Below are 18,177 nucleotides of genomic sequence, written 5' to 3'. Positions count from 1 at the left end.
TCATGCGGGTTCTGGTAGCGATGAGCGGGGGAGTGGACTCCTCGGTGGCCGCGGCGCGCATGGTCGACGCCGGCCATGACGTGGTGGGCGTGCATCTGGCGCTGTCCACCGCGCCCGGCACCCTGCGCACCGGGTCGCGCGGCTGCTGCTCGAAGGAGGACGCCGGCGACGCCCGCCGCGTCGCCGACATCCTCGAAATCCCGTTCTACGTCTGGGATTTCGCGGACCGCTTCAAGGAAGACGTCATCGACGACTTCGTCGAGTCGTACGCCCGCGGCGAGACGCCGAACCCCTGCGTGCGCTGCAACGAGAAGATCAAGTTCTCGGCGCTGTCGGCCCGTGCGCTGGCGCTGGGGTTCGACGCCGTGGCGACCGGCCACTACGCGCGGCTGGAGGACGGCCGGTTGCGCCGTGCCGTCGACGCGGACAAGGACCAGTCCTACGTCCTCGGGGTGCTGACGGCCGAACAACTCAGCCATGCGCTGTTCCCGATCGGTGACACCCCCAAGCCGCAGATCCGGCAGGAGGCCGCCGACCGCGGGCTGGCCGTGGCGGACAAGCCGGACAGCCACGACATCTGCTTCATCCCGTCTGGTGACACCCGCGCCTTCCTCGGTGCGCGTATCGGCATCCGGCCGGGCGCGGTCGTCGACGCGGGCGGCACGAAGCTCGCCGAACATGACGGCGTGCACGGCTTCACCATCGGCCAGCGCAAGGGCCTGGGCATCGCCGGCCCGGGGCCGGACGGCCTGCCGCGCTACGTCACGGGCATCGACGCCGAGACCGGGACGGTGCATGTCGGCGGTGTCGAGGATCTCGAGATCCACTCGTTGACCGGCGAGCGTCCGGTGTTCACCTCGGGTGTGCCGTTCGATGGGCCGGTGGAATGCCTGGTCCAGGTGCGCGCGCACGGCGGGCTGGCCGACGCGGTCGCCGAGTTCGCCGACGGCGTGCTCGACGTGCAGCTGCGCACTCCGCTGCGCGGCGTCGCCCCTGGTCAGACCATGGTGCTCTACCGCCGCGACCCGGACGGCGACGAGGTCATCGCCAGCGCCACGATCACGCGCTGACGCCATCCCAAGGCAACCAAATGGTTGCGTTTCCTGGAGTGCGGTCGTAACGTGATAGGCAACCAGGAGGTTGCTTATGAATTCCGATCGCATCGAAAAAGAAGTCACCCTGCGCGCCCCGCTCGACCGGGTGTGGCGCGCCATCGCCAACTCCGACGAGTTCGGTCGCTGGTTCGGCATCCGGTTCGACGGACCGTTCGTCGCGGGCGAGTCCGTAACCGGGGTGATCACCCCGACCGAGGTCGACGACGAGGTCGCTGCCGCGCAGGAGCCGCACGCCGGTAAATCGTCGGTGTGGCAGATCGTCGCGGTCGAACCGCCCCGTCGTCTGGCTTTCCGCTGGCATCCGTACGCCGTCGAACCGGACGCCGACTACGACGACGAGCCGACCACGCTGGTCGAGTTCACACTCACCGAGACGGCCGACGGTGTGTTGTTGCAGATCGTCGAGTCCGGGTTCGACAACATCCCGGCCGAGCGCCGGGCCGCGGCGTTCGAAGCCAACAGTGGCGGCTGGGAAGCCCAGACGAAACTGGTACGCAAGTACCTGGACGAACTCGTGTGAGTACGGCTGTCGAAGACCGGGCGCCGTTGTTCGACGCGCTCGGCGACCCCAATCGGCTGCGTATCGTAGTGCGGCTCTGCGAGGCCGGCCCGTGCTCGACTTTGCAAGTGACACAGGTGATTCCGGTGACCCGGCAGGCGGCCACCAAACATCTGCTGCTGTTGGAGGCGGTGGGGCTGGTGACCAGCAGCCGGCACGGGCGCGAGCGCATCTGGCGGATCCAGCCGGACCCGCTCGCCGAGGCCAGTGAGTACCTGACCGCGCTGTCGAAGCGCTGGGACCGGGCCCTGGACCGGCTGCGGAGCTACGTGGAAGATCCGGCCGCAGACCCCATCGAATAGTGTTGGCGGCGTGACTGTTTTCGCCCAGGCAACCGGTATCGGCTCGTGGCCGGGGACGGTTGCCCGGGAAGCGGCGGCAGTCGTGGTCGGTGAACTGCCCGCGCTGCCGCATCTGGTGGAACTGCCCGCACGTGGCGTCGGCGCCGACATCATCGGACGGGCGGGTGCGCTGCTCGTCGACATCGGCATCGACACCGTGCCCCGCGGTTACCGCATCGCACCCGGCCGCAGCGCCGTCGTGCGGCGCGCCACGGGTCTGCTCGACGAAGACGTCGACGCGCTCGAAGAGGCGTGGGAGAAGGCCGGACTGCGGGGGACCGGACGGACCATCAAGGTGCAGGTCCCCGGTCCGCTGACGCTGGCCGCCGAACTCGAACTGCCGGGCGGCCACCGGGCCATCACCGATGCCGGCGCACTGCGGGACCTGGCCGGCTCCCTCGCCGAGGGTGTCGCACATCATCGCGCCGAGGTCGCGCGGCGCTGCGAGGCCGACGTCGTCGTGCAGTTCGACGAGCCGTCACTGCCCGCCGCACTGGCCGGGCGGCTGGCCGGCGTGACCCGGATGTCGCCGGTGGCGCCGGTCGACGCCCTGTTGGCCGCGAGTCTGCTCGACGAGTGCATCGCGACCGTCGGGGGACAGACGAGCATTCACGTGTGCGCTGCAGACGTGCCGTGGAAAACCCTGGCGCGCACCGCATTCAGCGCCATCTCCATCGACGTGACCAAGCTGACCGCGGCAGACCTCGACGGTATCGGGGAGTGGGTCGAGGCAGGCCGGACCATCATGCTGGGCGTCCTGCCGGGCGTCGCCCCGGAGCGGCCGGTGCCGGTCGAAACGGTGGCCGCCGCCGCGGCGAGCGTCACCGACCGGCTCGGATTCCCGCGGACGGTGTTGCGCGAGCGCGTCGGCCTGACGCCCGCCTGCGGGCTCGCCGGCGCGACGCAGACGTGGGCGCGCACCGCGTTGACGCTGCTGCGCAAGGCCGCGGACGGCATCGCACAGGACCCGGACGCCGCCTGAACCCTGACCCGCGACGACTGCGGAAATCGTCAACCCCGGCCCGGTGGCATGCCATGATGAGGAACCGGAGTGCGCAGGGGGTTGCCACTCAGCGGAACTGATCGGGGGCAGACATGCGCCGTGACGATGCGCTGCTGACGGTTGCCGGTCTTTCGGTGTCGGCGTTTCTGGTGATGGCCGGCCCCTCGATGGCCGTCGCCGCCGCCGATCCCGGCGGGTCCAACGGCAACGGTGGCAACAGCAGCTCCGGCAAGACTGGTTCCAGCAAGAGCGGCTCGCCGCGCGCCAACGGCGGCGGCAACTCCGGCAACGGTGGCTCGGGTTCACGCGGCAATTCCGGCGCCAATTCGTCGGTGGCCGGTCAGACCAACACCGGCAAATCCTCGAAGGCGAACGGCAAGGGCAACAACACCGCGCCCGGCGCCCAGTCGGGCAGCGGTTCCGACAGCCCCGCTGCGGTGCCGGTGTTCACACCCCCGAACCCGCCGGTGCCGGTCGTCGCCGCCGAACAGCACACCGGCACGACGGCGGGGAGTTCGTGGTGGGCGGCCCCGGCGGCCCCACCGGCCGTCGAAGTACAGGCGCCGGCCGCGCCACCTGTGGAGGGCGAAGCGGATCTGCTGTCGGCCGATCACACCGGTGTCCCGGTGTGGGCCGCCGCCGAGCCGATCGGGGTGCGCGGCGATCTGTTCGGACTGGCCGGCCTGGTGTTGATGCCGCTCATCGGGCTCGTGGTCGGATATCGCCAGGCCCGGGCCGCACGCGACATCGGCCAGCCGATCCCGCGCTAGACCTCGCGGATGTCGCGCAGTTCGCGGCGCAGAATCTTGCCGGCCGCGGACTTCGGGATCGCATCGATGAACGCGACCTGCCGCACCTTCTTGTACGGCGCGACCTGGCCGGCGACGAAATCCATGATCTCGTCGCCCGTCAACGCCGACTCCGGTTGCAGCACCACGAATGCCTTGGGCACTTCCTCGCCCGACTCCGGATCACGGACCCCGACCACTGCCGTATCGGCGATACCGGGGTGCGTCAGCAGCACGGCCTCGAGTTCGGCCGGCGGCACCTGGTAGCCCTTGTACTTGATGAGCTCCTTGAGCCGGTCGACGATGTAGATGCAGCCGCTGGCGTCGACGCGGGCCAGGTCGCCGGTGTGCAGGAAGCCGTCGTCGTCGATGGTCTCGCGGGTGGCGGCGTCGTTGTTGAGGTAGCCGGCCATGACGTTGGGTCCGCGGAAACACAGTTCGCCGACCTCGCTGAGACCGTGCTCGGGCCGGTCGATCTCGGCGCCCGTATCGGGGTCGACGATCTTGCTGACGGCGTTCGGCACCGTCCAGCCGCACGAGCTCAACGGTGCCACGGCGCCGACGAGTTCGCGGCCGCCGTCGAACGGCATGCAGTGGCTCACCGGGCTCAGCTCACTCATGCCGTAGCCCTGCACGATGGGGCAGCCGAGCCGGTCGGAGACCGCCATGCCGAGGTCGTCATCGAGCGGCGCGGCGCCCGACATGAGCCCTTTCAGGGAATCGAGCCGGTACGAGTCGACCATCGGGTGCTTCGCCAGCGCCACCGCGACCGGCGGCGCGATGAACGCGAACGTGCACTTGTGGTCCTGGATGGTCTTGAGGAAGAGCGCGAGATCGAAGCTGGGCATGATCACCAGCCGGGCCCGGGCATGCAGGACGGAGTTGAGCAGCACCGTCATGCCGTAGATGTGGAAGAACGGCAGCACCGCGAGTACCCGGTCCTCGGGAACCAGGCCCTGGATCGGACGAATCTGCGCCACATTCGCCGCGAGATTCGTGTGGGTGAGCATGACGCCCTTGGGGTTTCCCGTGGTGCCCGAGCTGTAGGGCAGGGCCGCCAGATGCGTCGCCGGGTCGAAGCTGACCTCGGGTGCGGGTAGCGCGGCGTCGAGCAGCTCGGCGGCATTGGGATGACCGTCGGCCGCCGTGCCCGGGCCGTCGAGCACGACGACACGATCGGCGGCCAGCCCGACCTCGGCGGCGGCCTGCAGCGCCTGCGGCGCCAGCGCCGTGACGGTGATCAGCATGGCGGCCCCGGAGTCGGTCAGTTGCTTCGCGACGTCCTTCGCCGTGAACAGCGCGTTGATGGTCGTGGCCGTGGCACCGGACCGGAGGATGCCGTGGAAGGCGACGGCGAACGCGGCACTGTTCGGCGCCAGCAGGCCGACCACGTCGCCGACGCCCAGGCCACGGGCGGCCAGCGCGCCGGCGAACGCCTCGATCCGGCCCGCCAGTTCGCGGTAGGTGTACTCGGCACCGGTTGCGACCTCGGTGATGGCGATGCGATCGGCGTCCGACTCGGCCAGATCACCGAAGATGTACTCGGAGACAGCCGTGGTCGGGATCTGGACCTCGGGGAAAGGGCTCGCGATAGTCATGGCGTCTTAGATCGAACCATGCCCGGGTGACGTGCGTCATGCCGGTTGGTTGCCGTCGGCGGGCCGGTTGTGGTGCCGCGTTACACGTCGTCGGCCATGCGCAACGCACCCGTCGGACACGCCGCCACGGCCCGGCGCAACACCACCGGGTCGACATCGGCGGTGTCACCGATGTCGACCGTGCCGCTGTCGCCGACCCGGAACGCTGCGCTGATGCCCTCGCACATGCCCATGCCGATGCAGATCTCGGGGTCGACCTCCACCCGGCTCATGACCCCGCCGTGAACGGAAGGTGCGTGGGGCGGCGCACATAGCTGCCTTCGGCGTACTCGACCGCGTCGGCGTCCACGTCGAAATCCGGGCACCGGGTCAGGAGCTCCTCGAGCGCGACGCGAGCCTGCATGCGGGCCGCCGCTGCGCCGAGACAGTGGTGGTTGCCGTGGCTGAACGTGAGGATTTGAGCGGGGCGGCGCAGCACGTTCAGCTCCTCGGCATCGGGTCCCCATTGCCGGTGGTCGCGGTTGCCCGAGCCGTACAGCAGGAAGGTCTTGCGGCCGGCCGGAATCGTGGTGCCCTCGATCTCGACGTCACGGGTCGTCATCCGTGCCAGGCCCTGCACCGGCGAGGTGAGCCGCAGCAGTTCCTCCACGGCATCCGGGATGAGTGCCGGGTCGTCGATCAGGAGCTGTCGCTGATCGCGGCGGGCGGTGAGCAGTTGCACTGCGCCACCGAGCATTCCGGTTGTGGTGTCGTTGCCGCCGGTGATCATCGTGAACGCGAAGCCCAGGATGGACAGGATTCCGGACATGTCGCCGTCGGCGCCGAAGCCGGCTGCCACCAGGTGCGAGACGGTGTCGTCCTCGGGATGCTCCTGGCGGTAGGCGATCAATTCGTTGAAGTAGGTGAACAATTCGGCGATGGCGGGGGCGGCCGCGGGCTGGTGCCCGGTGGAGTTGGCGGCGACGATGGCATCGGTCCACGCGTCGAACCGGTCCCAATCCTTTTCCGGGACACCGAGATAATGCGCGACCACCATGGTGGGCATGGGTTTGAGAAACTCGGTGATGATGTCGCCGCTGCCCTTGGCGCGCAACTTCTCGATGCGGTCCACCACGAATTCGCGCACCTTGGGTTCGATCGCGGTGACCTGCCGTGGGGTGAATCCCTTGGCCACCAGCCGCCGGAAGGTGGTGTGGACCGGCGGGTCCTGCATCACCATCGGCGGATTGTCTTTGATCCCAACGGCTTCCATGTCGTCGTAGTTGAAGGTGAGGCCCTCGGCCGACGAGAAGGTCTCGTGGTCCTTGGCCGCCGCGGAGATGTTGGCGTAGCGCGACAGCACCCAGTAGTCCTTGTCCGGGGCGTGCTCGTGAACAACGCGGTGGACCGGATCGTGTTCGCGCAGTGCGGCATACATGGCCCACGGGCTGCGCCAGGTGGCGGCGGAACCGGGGGTGAAGGTGACGGCGGTGGCGGTCATGCGGACTGTGCTCCTGTGGTGATCTGCGGGAAGGGGCCGAAGCGGTCGTTGTAGCCGTCCTGGCGGGCGGCGAGCTGGGCCTGTCGTTCGGCGTCGGTCACGTACTTGGTGCCGGCCGGCAGCACGGTGCCGAGCTGATCGAGGGTGACGACCTGCTGCGAGACGATCATCGGCACGGCCGACGAGGTGGCGTCGAGTGCCTGGAACCGGATGTAGAGGGTGCCCTGGTTGAGGCCGCCGGTGGAGACCCAGTTGGCCACACCGGGGTCGTCGGGGGAGATGACGAGGGTGTAGGTGCCGTCCGGGTTGGCGATGGACTGCGCGTTGTTGAGGCTCGTCTGCGCGGTGCCGTCACCGGGTGACAGTTCCCAGTCGTTGGTCACCGGCACCACGAAGTATCCGGCGTTGCCGGGGTTGATCGTGATGACGAGAGCCTGGTTGTCGGCCAGTTGGAAGTAGCCGAGGCTCTGCTTCTGTGACACCAGCGTGCCGGGGAAGTTGAACGGCTGCATCAGGGTGTTGGGCGGCTTGAGCTGGCCGGTCTGCAGGTTGAGGGTGACGATGTCGAGCGCCGTATTGTGCGCGCTCGTCTGGAAATTCTGGACGATGCTGACGGTGTGGGCGACCATCTCGTCGAAGCTCTCCGCGGGGGCGCCCGCCGGACCGCCCGTGCGGGTGACCGTGAGGCTCGGTGCTGATTCGGTGGTCCAGTCCGCCATCGTGTACCGGACGAAGATCTGCTGGGCCTCCGGCGGTAGATAGATGTGGTTGGTCTGTCCCGGCTGGGTGGGATTGCCGTCCGCTGTGATGGTGAACGTGCCGTCGGCGTTGACGACGAGGTCCTTCGCCGCCAGGTTGCCGATCGGCAGAGCGTCGCTGATGTCGGCGTAGACGCCGAAGTTGCCGTCGACAGGGACACCGCCGAGGTACTTGCCGCTGATGACGTACGTCGAACCGCTGCGCACCGGGATGGTGCGGTAGATGGTGTCGGGGTTGTCGTAGATGAACCGGCCGCCGGGGGTGTCGGTGCCGTACCAGCTGTGTGCCCGCATATCGACGGCCATCACCAGTGGGTTGTCGGGGTCGTTGTTGACGACCGTCATCGCGGCATTGAGTGCATGTTCCCGGGCGGCTGCGTCCAGCAATGCGAGGTTCTCGGCATCGACGCCGCCGACGAGGCCGAACCGCTGCTGCGCATGCGCCAGCCAGGCTTGCTTGAGTGCCTCGATGGCGGCCTGCACCTGCGGGGTGTTGACGATCTCCTGGGCCTTCTGTTCCAGCGCGATCTGGTCGGCGGTGCCGAGCGGACTGGTCGGCTTCACCGTGACGGTGACGGTCTCGGTGGTGGTGGCGCCGGCGTTCGGCTGGAACAGCTTCAGCAGGTTGATGTGGAACGGATTGCCGGGCCGGTCGTCGACGGTGACCGTGAACGAGTCGGTGCCGCCGCTGAATGCCAGTGCGTCGCTTGGGGTGTACGTGAAGGTGCCGTCCGGACGGACCGTCACGCTGCCCTTCGTCGGGCCCTTGTCGACGGTGTAGGTGAGCTTGTCGCCGTTGGCGTCGGTGGCTTTCAAGTCGCCCTTGATGACACCACCGAAAGTCTGGCTGGTCTCGGTCTGCTTGTAGTTGATGAGCGGCGAGGAGTTGAAGAAGGTGTTGCCGATCTCGCGGCGAATCCAGCTGAACAGGGTCCACAACACCGGCGCCTGCGGCGGAGCGGCGGGGCTGGTTCCGGCGTGCGGGACCAACCCGATTGCGCCCAGCAGGCTCGACACCACGTGCGTGACGAAGTTGCCGCCGGTGGCCGCCGTGGAGACGGGATGCGTTGTCGCCGTGAGGGCGTTGATCTCGGTCGCGGCGGCGGACAGGGCCGTCGAGACGGTGTTGGCGGCGGAATCCACTGAAGGTGCCTGCGCGGCAGCTGGTTTCGCGGCGGTGACCGCCGCGGTCGAGGTGGGTGCCGGGTTCGTCTTGGGTTTGGTCTGGCTCGTCGCGGCGGTCGGCTGGGGGACCGACACGGCAGGTTTGGGTATCGCGTTGCGAAGTTGGTTCTGCCGGGATTTCTTGATCGTCCGCTTCGCGGTTTCGGCCGGGTTGCCGGACCCGGGCTTCGTCGTGGCCGGCTTCTGTTCGGCGGTGTCGCTGTCGCCGGGCTTCGGGGTCTCGGTGTCCCCGGGCTGGTCCGGTGTCGTGGCGGAGGCTGCGTCCCGATCGCTCTTGGCCGCCGAATCCTTCTGGCGCTTGGGCTTTTTCGCCTTCTTGGTGGGCTTCTCCGCCTTCGGCTTGGTGGCCGGCGACGGTTTGTCGGTCGACGACGCGGAGGTGCCGGTGCTGGTGCCGGTGTCGGCGAGGCAGATGGCAGGACTGTTCGCGACGGCGATGCCGATGCCGAGGGCAACGGCCAGTGCGCCTACGCGGCCGATGAACCGGGCGTGACCCGATCCGGCCGAGCTACCAATGCGATGCAGCGTCGTCGCTGTGTCCATCCATGCTCCCGATATAGTGACGAATAGTTGTCAGTTGAGTGCCAAATAATTGGCGACGGGCAGATGGTAAGCATCCCGGCGACAGCCGCGCAAGCATTGATTTCCGGTGAGTGGGTCGCGAAAGTGCCCGCCGGTTGACCGGCGGGTGGCGCAGTGGTGATGACTAGTGCTGGCTGAGCTTTGCTGCGGCCGAGCGCAATTCGTGGATGTACCGCGCGCGATCGGCGGCGCTCACCGACGGATCCAGCGGCCCGAGCTGTATCTCGTAGGCGGGATGGCCGGCTGCGTTGTCCACGGCGGTGCTCAGATAGCTCACGGCCAATGGCTCGGGGGACTCGAGCTGCGCTGTGCTGTAAGGCTTACCGCCGAGGCTGACCAGTGTCTCGAAAACGCGCTGCCGGAGCGCACTGCGCCGGGGGTGCTCGGAGAGCAGTTCGGCGACATCGCCCAGTACGCCCAGCACCTCGGGGCTGGAATCGCCGAAATCGAATATCGCGACGCCGTCCCTGCGGAGTTGGTCGAGCAGGTTGCCGAACTCGGCGCGCTGCTCCTGTGGTGCCCCGGCCAGCCACTGTTGTTGGCTCGCCGCGTCGCGGCGCGCGATCACCGTCGCACCGGCCGGCGGCGTCAACGGTAGGCGGACGCCGACACTCACACCGCCCGGGATGTGGCCGACGCCGCGCACCACGCTGACGAACGTCATCTCGGTGGTGCCGACCATGGCCAGCGACACGCCACACTTGGTGGCATGTGCCAGGTCCTGCAGGACCTCGGTGTGGTTGTCCGGCAGGGGCAGGGCATTGCGCACGGCCTCGGCGACACCGAGCATGCCCGGTCCGAGCGTGTAACTCCGATCGGCAAGGCGCACAACCCAACCCGCGCGCTCCAGGGCCAGCAGGATCGAGGTGACGGTCGCTCGGTTGAGGTCGAGTCGGGACGCGATGGAGGCCACCGAACTCGGTTCGGACTGCTGCGCCAGGAGTTCGATGATGCTGACGACGCGGTCGGTGGGCGGTGAGCCTGCGCGTGCGCTGTCTTCCAGCGGAGTGCCGCGTGCCATCGATGCTCCTGCCGGTCTGGGGACGCTGAGCATCTTATGACGAATAGTTGTCGCAGTTGTGGACCGTGGCCGTCTGGTGGTCGGTTTTGCTGATGGCTGCAGTCTCGGTGTCGCGTCTGCGGACATCTCGCCGACCGAGTGCTGGCCGAACAATCAGGTTGCTCTTGTCCTGAGTCGTCGTGCGCCAAAAAACTTTGGTCACTTTGTTTGCGCTGGTCACGCTGGGCAACTAGGGTCTCTTTCGTCACACCGAATTGTCGGCGAGTCGAACTATTGTTCGAATATGCCTTCCGACCGTGCCGCTGTCCTGACCGCCTACGCGGCGCTCGAGGACGCGGTCGTGGCGGTCAACAATCTCGACTACACCGGCCTGGACGTGCGGACGCTGTTGGAGGTGCAGTCGCGCCGCGAAACCCTTAAGTGCGCGGCCGAGGCGGTCGATCACCAGATTCTGGCGGCGGCACAGACCCAGGCCGCGGCCAAGGGGATCGGGGCCAAGGATTGGCCTGAGGTGTTGCATGTGCGGTTGCGGATCAGTCGGGAGGAGGCCCGCCGCCGGGTCCGCGATACGGATAATCTGGGCCCGCGGTCAGCGATCACCGGGGAGCCGTTGGGTCCGGTGTGGGAGCTGGTCGCCGCCGCGCTCGGTGAGGGTGCGATCAACGGTGAGCATGTGCAGGTGATCACCTGGTTTTTCGGGAAGTTGCCGTTGTGGGCGGCCGACCCGGTCACTCTCGCCCAGTGTGAGGCGGATCTGGTGGCCGATGCCCGAATCAAAACCCCCGAGGACCTCCGCAAAGTCGCTGCTGATCTGTTGTATCGGCTGGATCAGGACGGGCCCGAGCCTGACGACTCTGAACCCGACCCGAAACGCGCCATCAACCATGGCAAGCAGCGCTCCGATGGCACCTCCGAGGTCAGCGGCACCATCGACGCCGAGACCCGTGCTTACTGGGATGCGATCTACGACAAATGGGCCGCCCCCGGCATGTGCAACCCCGCCGACGCCGTGCCCTGCATCTCGGGTACACCGACCCAGGAACAGATCGACAACGACACCCGTACCGCCGCCCAGCGCCGCCATGACGCGTACAAGATGGTCGGCCGCATGATCCTGAAGACCGGCATGCTCGGCGAACACAACGGATTTCCTGTCGCGGTGATCGGCACCTGTACCGTCACCGACCTCGAGAAGCGCACCGGCATGGCGCTCACGCACACCGGCACGAAACTCCCGGTCAAAGACCTGGTTCAGATGGCCGCCGCCGGAGCCGACCACTACCTCGTCGTCTTTGACGACCACACCGAACAACCGCTGTACATGGGCCGAGCACGTCGTACCGCCACTGTCGCCCAACGTTTCGCTTTGTTCGCCCGCGACCTGGGCTGCACCAAACCCAACTGCACCGCCCCCGCATCGCGCTCTCAGGCCCATCACGTCAACACCAACTGGCGCGATGACGGACCCACCGACATCACCAACCTCACCCTGGCCTGCGGGCCCCACAATCGCCTGGCCGACACCGGCGGCTGGACCACCACCATGGGCCCCGACGGCCGCATCCACTGGACCCCACCACCACTCTTAGATGTGGGCCAGCCAAGAACCAACCACTACTGGCATCCGACGCTCTACCCGGCGGAGAGCGGAGACGAGGGTGGCGAAAGTGACAGTCCCGCAAGGTGATACAGCGTCACTGACGCTCAACGGCACGACACCACGTCGCGCCGGCGGTGCCGCATCCGCTGCGGCACCTGCACACGTGTCACCCGGAACCGTTGAAATCAGAGCGATTGCGCTGGGCGTCGGACCGTCACCACAATCGGCAGGTCTCCGGAGCCGAGACTGAAAAGCGGACTACGCCTCGCCGCGGTCCAGTAGCTCGCTGGAGCCGAGGACGCGTTCGATGCGGACCTCGATCACCACGCGCCGCGGGTTCACCCGCGGCGTGCGGTAGCGCTGGGCGTAGCGCAGTTCGGCGTCGCGGACGGCGTCGGCGTCGTTGCTGACGGTCGACTTGCCTTCGAGGGACAGCCACCGGGCACCGTCGACCTGACTCAGCACGGCGACACCGCGCTGGGCGGCGTTGAGGGCCTTCTGGGACCCGCCGGTGGTGATGACGCGCGCGATGTGGGTCTTCGGATCGAAGGTGAAACCGACCGCCACCACGTGCGGGGAATTGTCCGACCGCAGGGTGGTCAGCATCGCCAGATGACGCTCGGTGAGGAATGCCAGCGCGTCACTGGTGAGCCGTGTCGTTGCCTTCGCCATCATCACCAAAAGTAGCGCAGGTGATAATCGCAGCCGTGAACGACACGGCGGATACCGGCGGCGAGGTGGTCGTCGTCTTCGGCGGCCGCAGTGAGATCGGCCTGGAACTGGCCATCCGGCTGGCGCCGGGCAACACGGTGGTGCTGGCCGCGCGCCGGGCCGATCAACTGGTGGACGAGGTGCAGGCGGTGCGCACGGCCGGCGCTGCGGAGGTCCACACCTGCGAGTTCGACGCCGACGACCTGGCCTCGCATGCCGCGCTGGTCAGCGCGATCGAAGCCGGGCACGGGCCCATCGGTACCGCGGTCCTGGCCTTCGGCGTCCTCGGTGACCAGGCCCGGGCCGAGGACGATGCCGCGCACGCGGTGGCCGTCGTCCACACCGACTACGTGGCCCAGGTGAACCTGCTGACGCTGCTGACGCAGCGCATGCGCGCCGCCGGCCGGGGACGGCTGGTGGTGTTCTCGTCGATCGCCGGCGCGCGGATCCGCCGGGCCAACTACGTCTACGGTTCGGCCAAGGCGGGCCTGGACGGCTTCGCGTGCGGGTTGGCCGACGCGCTGCACGGCACGGGCATCCAATTGCTGATCGTGCGGCCGGGCTTCGTGATCGGCCGGATGACCGAGGGCATGGACCCGGCACCGATGTCGAGCACGCCCGCGCAGGTCGCCGAAGCTGCCGCGACGGCGCTGCGCAAGGGCAAGGCCGCGGTCTGGGTGCCGTGGGGTATCCGCCCGCTGATCTTCGCGACTCGTTTTGTGCCGAACGCCATCTGGCGGAAGATGCCGCGATGAGCGCTTGCGCGAAGAGCAGAGGGCACCGATGACCGGGAACGAAGGCAAGATCACCGTCGTCGGCATCGGCGCCGACGGGATGGCCGGACTGGGCCAGGCCGCCCGGGACGAACTACACAGCGCGACAGTGATTTTCGGCGGTCCGCGACAGCTGGACCTGCTGGACGCCGACGTCACCGCCGAGCGGCGGGCCTGGCCGTCGCCGATGCTGGCGGCCCTGCCCACGTTGTTCGACGGGCTGGGGGACGTGCACGTCGTGGCGTCCGGCGACCCGATGCTGCACGGCATCGGCGCAACCCTCATCCGGCTGTTCGGCCGGGACCGTGTGACGGTGCTGCCGCACGTGTCCTCGGTGACGCTGGCGTGCGCGCGACTGGGCTGGAGTGTGCAAGACACCGAGGTGATCAGCCTCGTCAACGCCGCACCGCACACCGCCATCCGCCCCGGTGGTCGCGCGGTGGTGTTGTCCAAAGGAGCCGACACGGCGCGAGCGTTGGCCCGGCTGCTCACCGAAACCCGTCGTGGCCAATCGGAGTTCACGGTTTTGGAACAGCTCGGCGGCCCGGCCGAACGCATCACCACGATGACGGCAGGGGAGTGGGACGCCAGTGACCCGCACGTCGACGCACTCAATGTCATTGCCGTGCGGTACGCACCCGACCTGCGCATCGGGACGGTCGTGGCGGACACGGCCTTCGACCACGACGGGCAGATCACCAAACAGACCATTCGGGCGCTGGCGCTGACCGCGTTGCAGCCGCGCCCCGGCCGCGTGCTGTGGGACATCGGCTCGGGGTCGGGCAGCATCGCGATCGAATGGTGTCGCGCATCGGGCGGCCGGGCCGTCGCGTTCGAGCGCGACGAGGTGCGCCGCGAGCGGATCGTCAACAATGTCACCAAGTTCGGCGTCACCGTGGACGTGCGCGGCGCGGCGCCGGAAGGATTCCAGGATGTGGCCGGCCCGGACACCATCTTCATCGGTGGTGGCCTGACCCAACCGGGGCTGTTCGACGCCTGCTTCGACGCGCTCGAATCCGGCGGCCGGCTGGTCGCCAACGCGGTGACGGCAGAGTCGGAAGCCTTTGTGGTGCAGCTCTATTCGAAGCTGGGCGGCGAACTGCGCCGCTTCCAGCACTATCACGGCGAACCGCTCGGTGGCTTCACCGGTTGGCGCCCGGCATTGCCGATAACCCAGTGGACGGTGGTCAAGAAATGACGGTGTACTTCATCGGTGCGGGACCCGGCGCCGCCGATCTCATCACCGTGCGCGGGCAGCGGCTGCTGCGGTCGTGTCGGGTCTGTCTGTACGCCGGCTCGATCATGCCCGACGACCTGCTGGCGGAATGCCCGCCCGACGCGCGCATCGTCGACACCGGTCCGCTCAACCTGGAGCAGATCATCGGCGAGTTGGTCGCCGCACATGAAGCCGGACTCGACGTGGCGCGCCTGCACTCGGGGGATCCGTCGATCTACAGCGCGGTGGCCGAACAGTGCCGGCGGCTGGACGAGCTCGGTATCGACTACGAAATCGTGCCCGGCGTACCGGCTTTCGCCGCTGCCGCCGCGGCACTCGGGCGAGAGCTGACGGTGCCCGGCGTGGCCCAGACCGTCACCCTGTCCCGGGTCGCGACACTGTCGACCGCGATGCCGCACGGCGAGGATTTGGTGACCCTGTCCAGGCCCGGCGCCACGTTGGTACTGCACCTGGCGGCTGCGCAGATCGACAACATCGTCCCCCAACTGCTCGAGGGTGGGTACTGCCCCGAAACTCCCTGCGCGGTGGTGGCTTTCGTCAGCTGGCCGAGCGAGCAGGTCATCACCTGCGCGCTGTCCGAGCTGGCCGAGCGGACCAAAGCGGCGGGCATCACCAAGACCGCGGTGATCTTCGTCGGCGACGCGCTGGGTGCCCAGGGGTTCACCGACAGCTACCTGTATTCGAGCGGCCGGCGCCGCGGGGCGACACATTGATGGCGGAGTCGCCACTGGCAACAACCCGCGAGATAGACGTTCGGCACGCCGCCGACGGCGTGTCGCGGGCGGAACGTTTGTGTCGCAGGCACTGGGAAGGTGACCGGTGAAGCTTCTGCTCCTGGGCGGGACGTCGGAGGCGCGGGCATTGGCCAAGCGGCTGCACCCCGGCATCGAGCTGATCAGTTCCCTGGCCGGTCGCGTCCCCGACCCGGCGCTACCCGTGGGCCCGGTGCGGATCGGTGGCTTCGGCGGCATCGATGGCCTGCGAACCTACCTGCAGGACAACGAGATCACCGCCGTCGTCGACGCCACGCACCCGTTCGCCGCCACCATCACCGCCAATGCCGCCCGGGCCTGCGCCGGCCTGCAACTGCCGCACCTGGTCCTTGCGAGGCCGGCGTGGCCGCACGGTGACGCCATCGTTGTCGCCGACGACCGGCAGGCCGCGCAGACCGTCGAAGACCGCGGCTACCAACGGGTCTTCCTCACCACTGGACGTTCGGGCACGACGGCCTTCCGCGCGTCGGACGCCTGGTTCCTGATCCGTGCCGTCACGCCGCCGGACGCCGATACGCTGCCGCCGCAGCACCACATCCTGTTGTCCCGCGGCCCGTACGACTACGACAACGAGCTGGCGCTGCTGCGTGACCACCGCATCGATGCCCTGGTCACGAAGAACAGCGGGGGCGGCATGACGCGCGCGAAGCTGGATGCCGCTGCGGCGCTGAATGTTCCGGTGATCATGGTGGACCGGCCGGCGCTGCCCGGCGGCGTGGCGACAGCCGCCAGCGTCGACGAAGCCGAAGCGTGGGTCAGGGCGCGTCGATGAGACGCTGGAGTTCGTCCCAAGCGGCCCGCCGGTGCGCTTCCGCGTTGTCGCGGAGTTGACGGACCTTCTCGCCCTGCGCGGTGCTGCGGTCCCGCAGCGCCTCGAGGTCCACGATGAGCCGGCGCCGTAGCTCGCCTTCGGGGCCGTCGGTGCCGAGGACGTTGAGCTGCTCGGAGATTCGGCTCTGCGCTTCGTAGTCACCCGAGCGCGCGGCCTCGACCTGCTCGGCGCCCGACTCCAGCCGCTCGGCGGTCGCCCACTTGTCCAGGACATCGCCGAGCGCGGTGATGGTGGCGGCGTCGAGGGACCGGTCGGCCAGCCACTCCTCGAGCTGACCCGGCGCGAGGTGCTCGTAGTCGATCTCGCTGGACAGCGGCCAGCTTTCCAGCACCGTGGCTTCGACGGCGCCGTGGCCGGCCGCGGTGACCGTGATCCGGTGGTTGGTCCCGTCGTCGGCGATCGCGGTGACGTTGTCCCGCGCTTCCACGCGGTGTCCCTGAAAACGGACGATCTCGAAGATCACCTCGACCGGTTCGGCATGGTCGTTCTCGACCCGCAGGGTATGGAGTCGCTCGCGCCGCTGCTCGTGGACCAGCGCGGCGCGGGCCAGGCGCACGCGGGCGGTGACGTCGCTGACGGTCGAGGTGTGCCGGCACCGCACCGCAAGGTCTTTCGCGAACGGCAGCCGCACCTTCGCGTCGCGGGCGGTGAAGGGCACCATCGCTTCGCCAGCGTAGGCGTCCTGCTCGTAGATGACGGCGGGGCCTTCCTCGAGCACGATGCCCGCGGTGTTGGTGAAGACGAGGACGATCTCGGGGGAGCGGTCATGGCCGGTCCAGACCAGTTCGCGCCGGACGCCGTCCACGGCCTGTACCGCCAGGGGAATCATCGACGCGCCGCCGCGTTTGAGTGACACCGGGGTACTCAGCCGGTACTCGAAATACTCACCGCGGTCGGCGGTTTCGACATCGTCGACGGCGTCGGCATACGCATCGAAAAACCCGGCGCCGGCAGGTGCGGGCATCGCCATCGCCGCCGATACCTCGGCCGGCGACCGGGTTTTCGCGGCGGCGGCCACGGGCACCGCACCGCGGCGGCTTTCCTCGACAACCTCCCGATACGCGTGCTTGCTCTCGTACAGGTCGATGTCGAAGGAGACCGGTTCGCCGGTGGTCAGCGTCAACGCGATGTCGGTGAGGTCCTCGTCGACCGGGTTGTGCACGATGCCCATCGCGGTCAACACCAGGCCGTCACCATCGCGCACCAGACGGTACGACAGCCGCCACAGCGGCGCCGGCACCACGTAGGACACCTGGACGGTCCCGCTGCCCCGAACCTGTACGCCCAGTTGACAATTCTGGCCCGCGGTCAGCGCGCGCGACCGGTCCAGCAGGTACTCGAGGTTGTCGCGCGATGGTTCCTCCGCCAGCGTGACGGCAGCGACGTCGGCCAGTTCGATCAGGCTGACCGACCCCGCGTCTGTGCGCAGGACCAGCACCTGGCGGTACTTCGCCGATTCGTCGACGCCGATCACCTCGCCCCGATGGCGCATGGCGCCGCAGTCGACTTCGACGGTGCGGCCGCGCAGGCCGTCGAACAGTCCGCGCAGCGCATTGCCGGACTCGATCTGCACCCCACGGCCACCCAGTTGGCTGTGCGGGTCGGTGGGGGTGTCGAACGAGACCGCGCCGACCGCCAGGTCGGTACCCGTACCCACCACCGACAGCGACTTGAGCACGTCCTTCATCTGGGCGTGGCGGAACGTCAGGGCGAAATCACCGTCGACCGGGCCACTGCGTTCGACCAGCGCCATGCCGTGCTTGTACATGACCAGGCGCGTGACTCGAGGGCTTTCGCTCATGTCCGGAAACCCTAGTGGCC

Annotated in this window: 17 protein-coding genes; 10 read left to right on the top strand and 7 right to left on the bottom strand. The window is 68.4% G+C overall.

The window, feature by feature from the left end; all coding sequences use genetic code 11:
• The first annotated feature begins 2 nt into the window (after positions 1 to 2).
• From mnmA to VXD91_RS25960, 5 genes are all read left to right on the top strand, one after another.
• Positions 3 to 1,070 (top strand): tRNA 2-thiouridine(34) synthase MnmA, encoded by a 1,068-nt coding sequence (mnmA, locus tag VXD91_RS25980; protein WP_346416756.1) that lies wholly within the window; start codon positions 3 to 5, stop codon positions 1,068 to 1,070.
• Positions 1,071 to 1,146: 76 nt separating this feature from the next.
• Positions 1,147 to 1,635 carry an SRPBCC family protein gene (locus tag VXD91_RS25975; protein WP_346416755.1) on the top strand — a complete coding sequence of 163 codons (489 nt, stop codon included), beginning with the start codon at positions 1,147 to 1,149 and terminating at the stop codon, positions 1,633 to 1,635.
• A complete protein-coding gene (locus VXD91_RS25970) occupies positions 1,632 to 1,976 on the top strand; it encodes a metalloregulator ArsR/SmtB family transcription factor (RefSeq protein ID WP_020103162.1) in 345 nt (114 codons plus the stop codon). The genes VXD91_RS25975 and VXD91_RS25970 overlap by 4 nt, the downstream gene beginning before the upstream one ends.
• 10 nt (positions 1,977 to 1,986) lie before the next feature.
• Positions 1,987 to 2,997 carry a methionine synthase gene (locus VXD91_RS25965; protein WP_346416754.1) on the top strand — a complete coding sequence of 337 codons (1,011 nt, stop codon included), beginning with the start codon at positions 1,987 to 1,989 and terminating at the stop codon, positions 2,995 to 2,997.
• Between the two features lie 113 nt (positions 2,998 to 3,110).
• Positions 3,111 to 3,788 carry a hypothetical protein gene (locus VXD91_RS25960; RefSeq protein WP_346416753.1) on the top strand — a complete coding sequence of 226 codons (678 nt, stop codon included), beginning with the start codon at positions 3,111 to 3,113 and terminating at the stop codon, positions 3,786 to 3,788.
• Here the strand turns inward: VXD91_RS25960 and VXD91_RS25955 are convergent.
• The 5 genes from VXD91_RS25955 to VXD91_RS25935 all read right to left on the bottom strand — a co-directional run bounded on the left by VXD91_RS25955 (position 3,785) and on the right by VXD91_RS25935 (position 10,430).
• Entirely contained in the window at positions 3,785 to 5,404 is a 1,620-nt protein-coding gene (locus VXD91_RS25955) for an AMP-binding protein (RefSeq protein WP_346416752.1), read from the bottom strand. The two genes, VXD91_RS25960 and VXD91_RS25955, sit on opposite strands and share 4 nt — an antisense overlap.
• Before the next feature lie 80 nt (positions 5,405 to 5,484).
• Positions 5,485 to 5,676 (bottom strand): ferredoxin, encoded by a 192-nt coding sequence (locus VXD91_RS25950; protein WP_346416751.1) that lies wholly within the window; start codon positions 5,674 to 5,676, stop codon positions 5,485 to 5,487.
• A complete protein-coding gene (locus tag VXD91_RS25945; RefSeq protein WP_346416750.1) occupies positions 5,673 to 6,884 on the bottom strand; it encodes a cytochrome P450 in 1,212 nt (403 codons plus the stop codon). Before VXD91_RS25945 ends, VXD91_RS25950 begins: the two co-directional genes overlap by 4 nt.
• On the bottom strand, positions 6,881 to 9,370 hold the full coding sequence (locus VXD91_RS25940) for an Ig-like domain-containing protein (protein ID WP_346416749.1): 2,490 nt from the start codon (positions 9,368 to 9,370) through the stop codon (positions 6,881 to 6,883). Before VXD91_RS25940 ends, VXD91_RS25945 begins: the two co-directional genes overlap by 4 nt.
• Before the next feature lie 163 nt (positions 9,371 to 9,533).
• Positions 9,534 to 10,430, bottom strand: coding sequence for a helix-turn-helix domain-containing protein (locus VXD91_RS25935; protein ID WP_346416748.1), 897 nt, complete (start codon positions 10,428 to 10,430; stop codon positions 9,534 to 9,536).
• Positions 10,431 to 10,713: 283 nt separating this feature from the next.
• Between VXD91_RS25935 and VXD91_RS25930 the strand changes: the two genes are divergently transcribed.
• A complete protein-coding gene (locus tag VXD91_RS25930) occupies positions 10,714 to 12,117 on the top strand; it encodes a DUF222 domain-containing protein (RefSeq protein WP_346416747.1) in 1,404 nt (467 codons plus the stop codon).
• Positions 12,118 to 12,288: 171 nt separating this feature from the next.
• Here VXD91_RS25930 and VXD91_RS25925 read toward each other — a convergent pair whose 3' ends face one another.
• On the bottom strand, positions 12,289 to 12,705 hold the full coding sequence (locus VXD91_RS25925) for a F420-dependent biliverdin reductase (RefSeq protein ID WP_346416746.1): 417 nt from the start codon (positions 12,703 to 12,705) through the stop codon (positions 12,289 to 12,291).
• Between the two features lie 32 nt (positions 12,706 to 12,737).
• Here VXD91_RS25925 and VXD91_RS25920 point away from each other — a divergent pair, with 32 nt between their 5' ends.
• From VXD91_RS25920 to VXD91_RS25905, 4 genes are all read left to right on the top strand, one after another.
• Positions 12,738 to 13,496 (top strand): SDR family NAD(P)-dependent oxidoreductase, encoded by a 759-nt coding sequence (locus VXD91_RS25920; RefSeq protein WP_346416745.1) that lies wholly within the window; start codon positions 12,738 to 12,740, stop codon positions 13,494 to 13,496.
• Between the two features lie 28 nt (positions 13,497 to 13,524).
• A complete protein-coding gene (gene cbiE / locus VXD91_RS25915) occupies positions 13,525 to 14,712 on the top strand; it encodes a precorrin-6y C5,15-methyltransferase (decarboxylating) subunit CbiE (protein WP_346416744.1) in 1,188 nt (395 codons plus the stop codon).
• The gene (gene cobM / locus VXD91_RS25910; protein ID WP_346416743.1) at positions 14,709 to 15,464 is read left to right on the top strand and encodes a precorrin-4 C(11)-methyltransferase; all 756 of its coding nucleotides are present in this window, start codon (positions 14,709 to 14,711) and stop codon (positions 15,462 to 15,464) included. The genes cbiE and cobM overlap by 4 nt, the downstream gene beginning before the upstream one ends.
• A 106-nt stretch (positions 15,465 to 15,570) precedes the next feature.
• Positions 15,571 to 16,296 carry a cobalt-precorrin-6A reductase gene (locus VXD91_RS25905; protein WP_346416742.1) on the top strand — a complete coding sequence of 242 codons (726 nt, stop codon included), beginning with the start codon at positions 15,571 to 15,573 and terminating at the stop codon, positions 16,294 to 16,296.
• Here the strand turns inward: VXD91_RS25905 and VXD91_RS25900 are convergent.
• Complete coding sequence (locus VXD91_RS25900; protein WP_346416741.1) at positions 16,280 to 18,157, bottom strand: hypothetical protein; 1,878 nt, start codon at positions 18,155 to 18,157, stop codon at positions 16,280 to 16,282. The genes VXD91_RS25905 and VXD91_RS25900 overlap by 17 nt on opposite strands.
• Positions 18,158 to 18,177: the final 20 nt, after the last annotated feature.

It is taken from the genome of Mycobacterium sp. SM3041, from assembly GCF_039668335.1.
Taxonomy (GTDB): Bacteria; Actinomycetota; Actinomycetes; order Mycobacteriales; family Mycobacteriaceae; genus Mycobacterium.
Note: the sequence above shows the minus strand (reverse complement) of the source record. Positions and strands in the feature narration are given on the sequence as shown.

What these genes read in the sequence shown, in the direction of transcription:
- VXD91_RS25930 (WP_346416747.1), top strand. Translation starts at nt 10,714, where the DNA reads ATGCCTTCCGACCGTGCCGCTGTCCTGACCGCCTACGCGGCGCTCGAG.
- VXD91_RS25925 (WP_346416746.1), bottom strand. Translation starts at nt 12,705, where the DNA reads ATGATGGCGAAGGCAACGACACGGCTCACCAGTGACGCGCTGGCATTC.
- VXD91_RS25945 (WP_346416750.1), bottom strand. Translation starts at nt 6,884, where the DNA reads ATGACCGCCACCGCCGTCACCTTCACCCCCGGTTCCGCCGCCACCTGG.
- cbiE (WP_346416744.1), top strand. Translation starts at nt 13,525, where the DNA reads ATGACCGGGAACGAAGGCAAGATCACCGTCGTCGGCATCGGCGCCGAC.
- VXD91_RS25900 (WP_346416741.1), bottom strand. Translation starts at nt 18,157, where the DNA reads ATGAGCGAAAGCCCTCGAGTCACGCGCCTGGTCATGTACAAGCACGGC.
- VXD91_RS25940 (WP_346416749.1), bottom strand. Translation starts at nt 9,370, where the DNA reads ATGGACACAGCGACGACGCTGCATCGCATTGGTAGCTCGGCCGGATCG.
- VXD91_RS25975 (WP_346416755.1), top strand. Translation starts at nt 1,147, where the DNA reads ATGAATTCCGATCGCATCGAAAAAGAAGTCACCCTGCGCGCCCCGCTC.
- VXD91_RS25960 (WP_346416753.1), top strand. Translation starts at nt 3,111, where the DNA reads ATGCGCCGTGACGATGCGCTGCTGACGGTTGCCGGTCTTTCGGTGTCG.
- VXD91_RS25950 (WP_346416751.1), bottom strand. Translation starts at nt 5,676, where the DNA reads ATGAGCCGGGTGGAGGTCGACCCCGAGATCTGCATCGGCATGGGCATG.
- VXD91_RS25955 (WP_346416752.1), bottom strand. Translation starts at nt 5,404, where the DNA reads ATGACTATCGCGAGCCCTTTCCCCGAGGTCCAGATCCCGACCACGGCT.
- mnmA (WP_346416756.1), top strand. Translation starts at nt 3, where the DNA reads ATGCGGGTTCTGGTAGCGATGAGCGGGGGAGTGGACTCCTCGGTGGCC.
- VXD91_RS25935 (WP_346416748.1), bottom strand. Translation starts at nt 10,430, where the DNA reads ATGGCACGCGGCACTCCGCTGGAAGACAGCGCACGCGCAGGCTCACCG.
- cobM (WP_346416743.1), top strand. Translation starts at nt 14,709, where the DNA reads ATGACGGTGTACTTCATCGGTGCGGGACCCGGCGCCGCCGATCTCATC.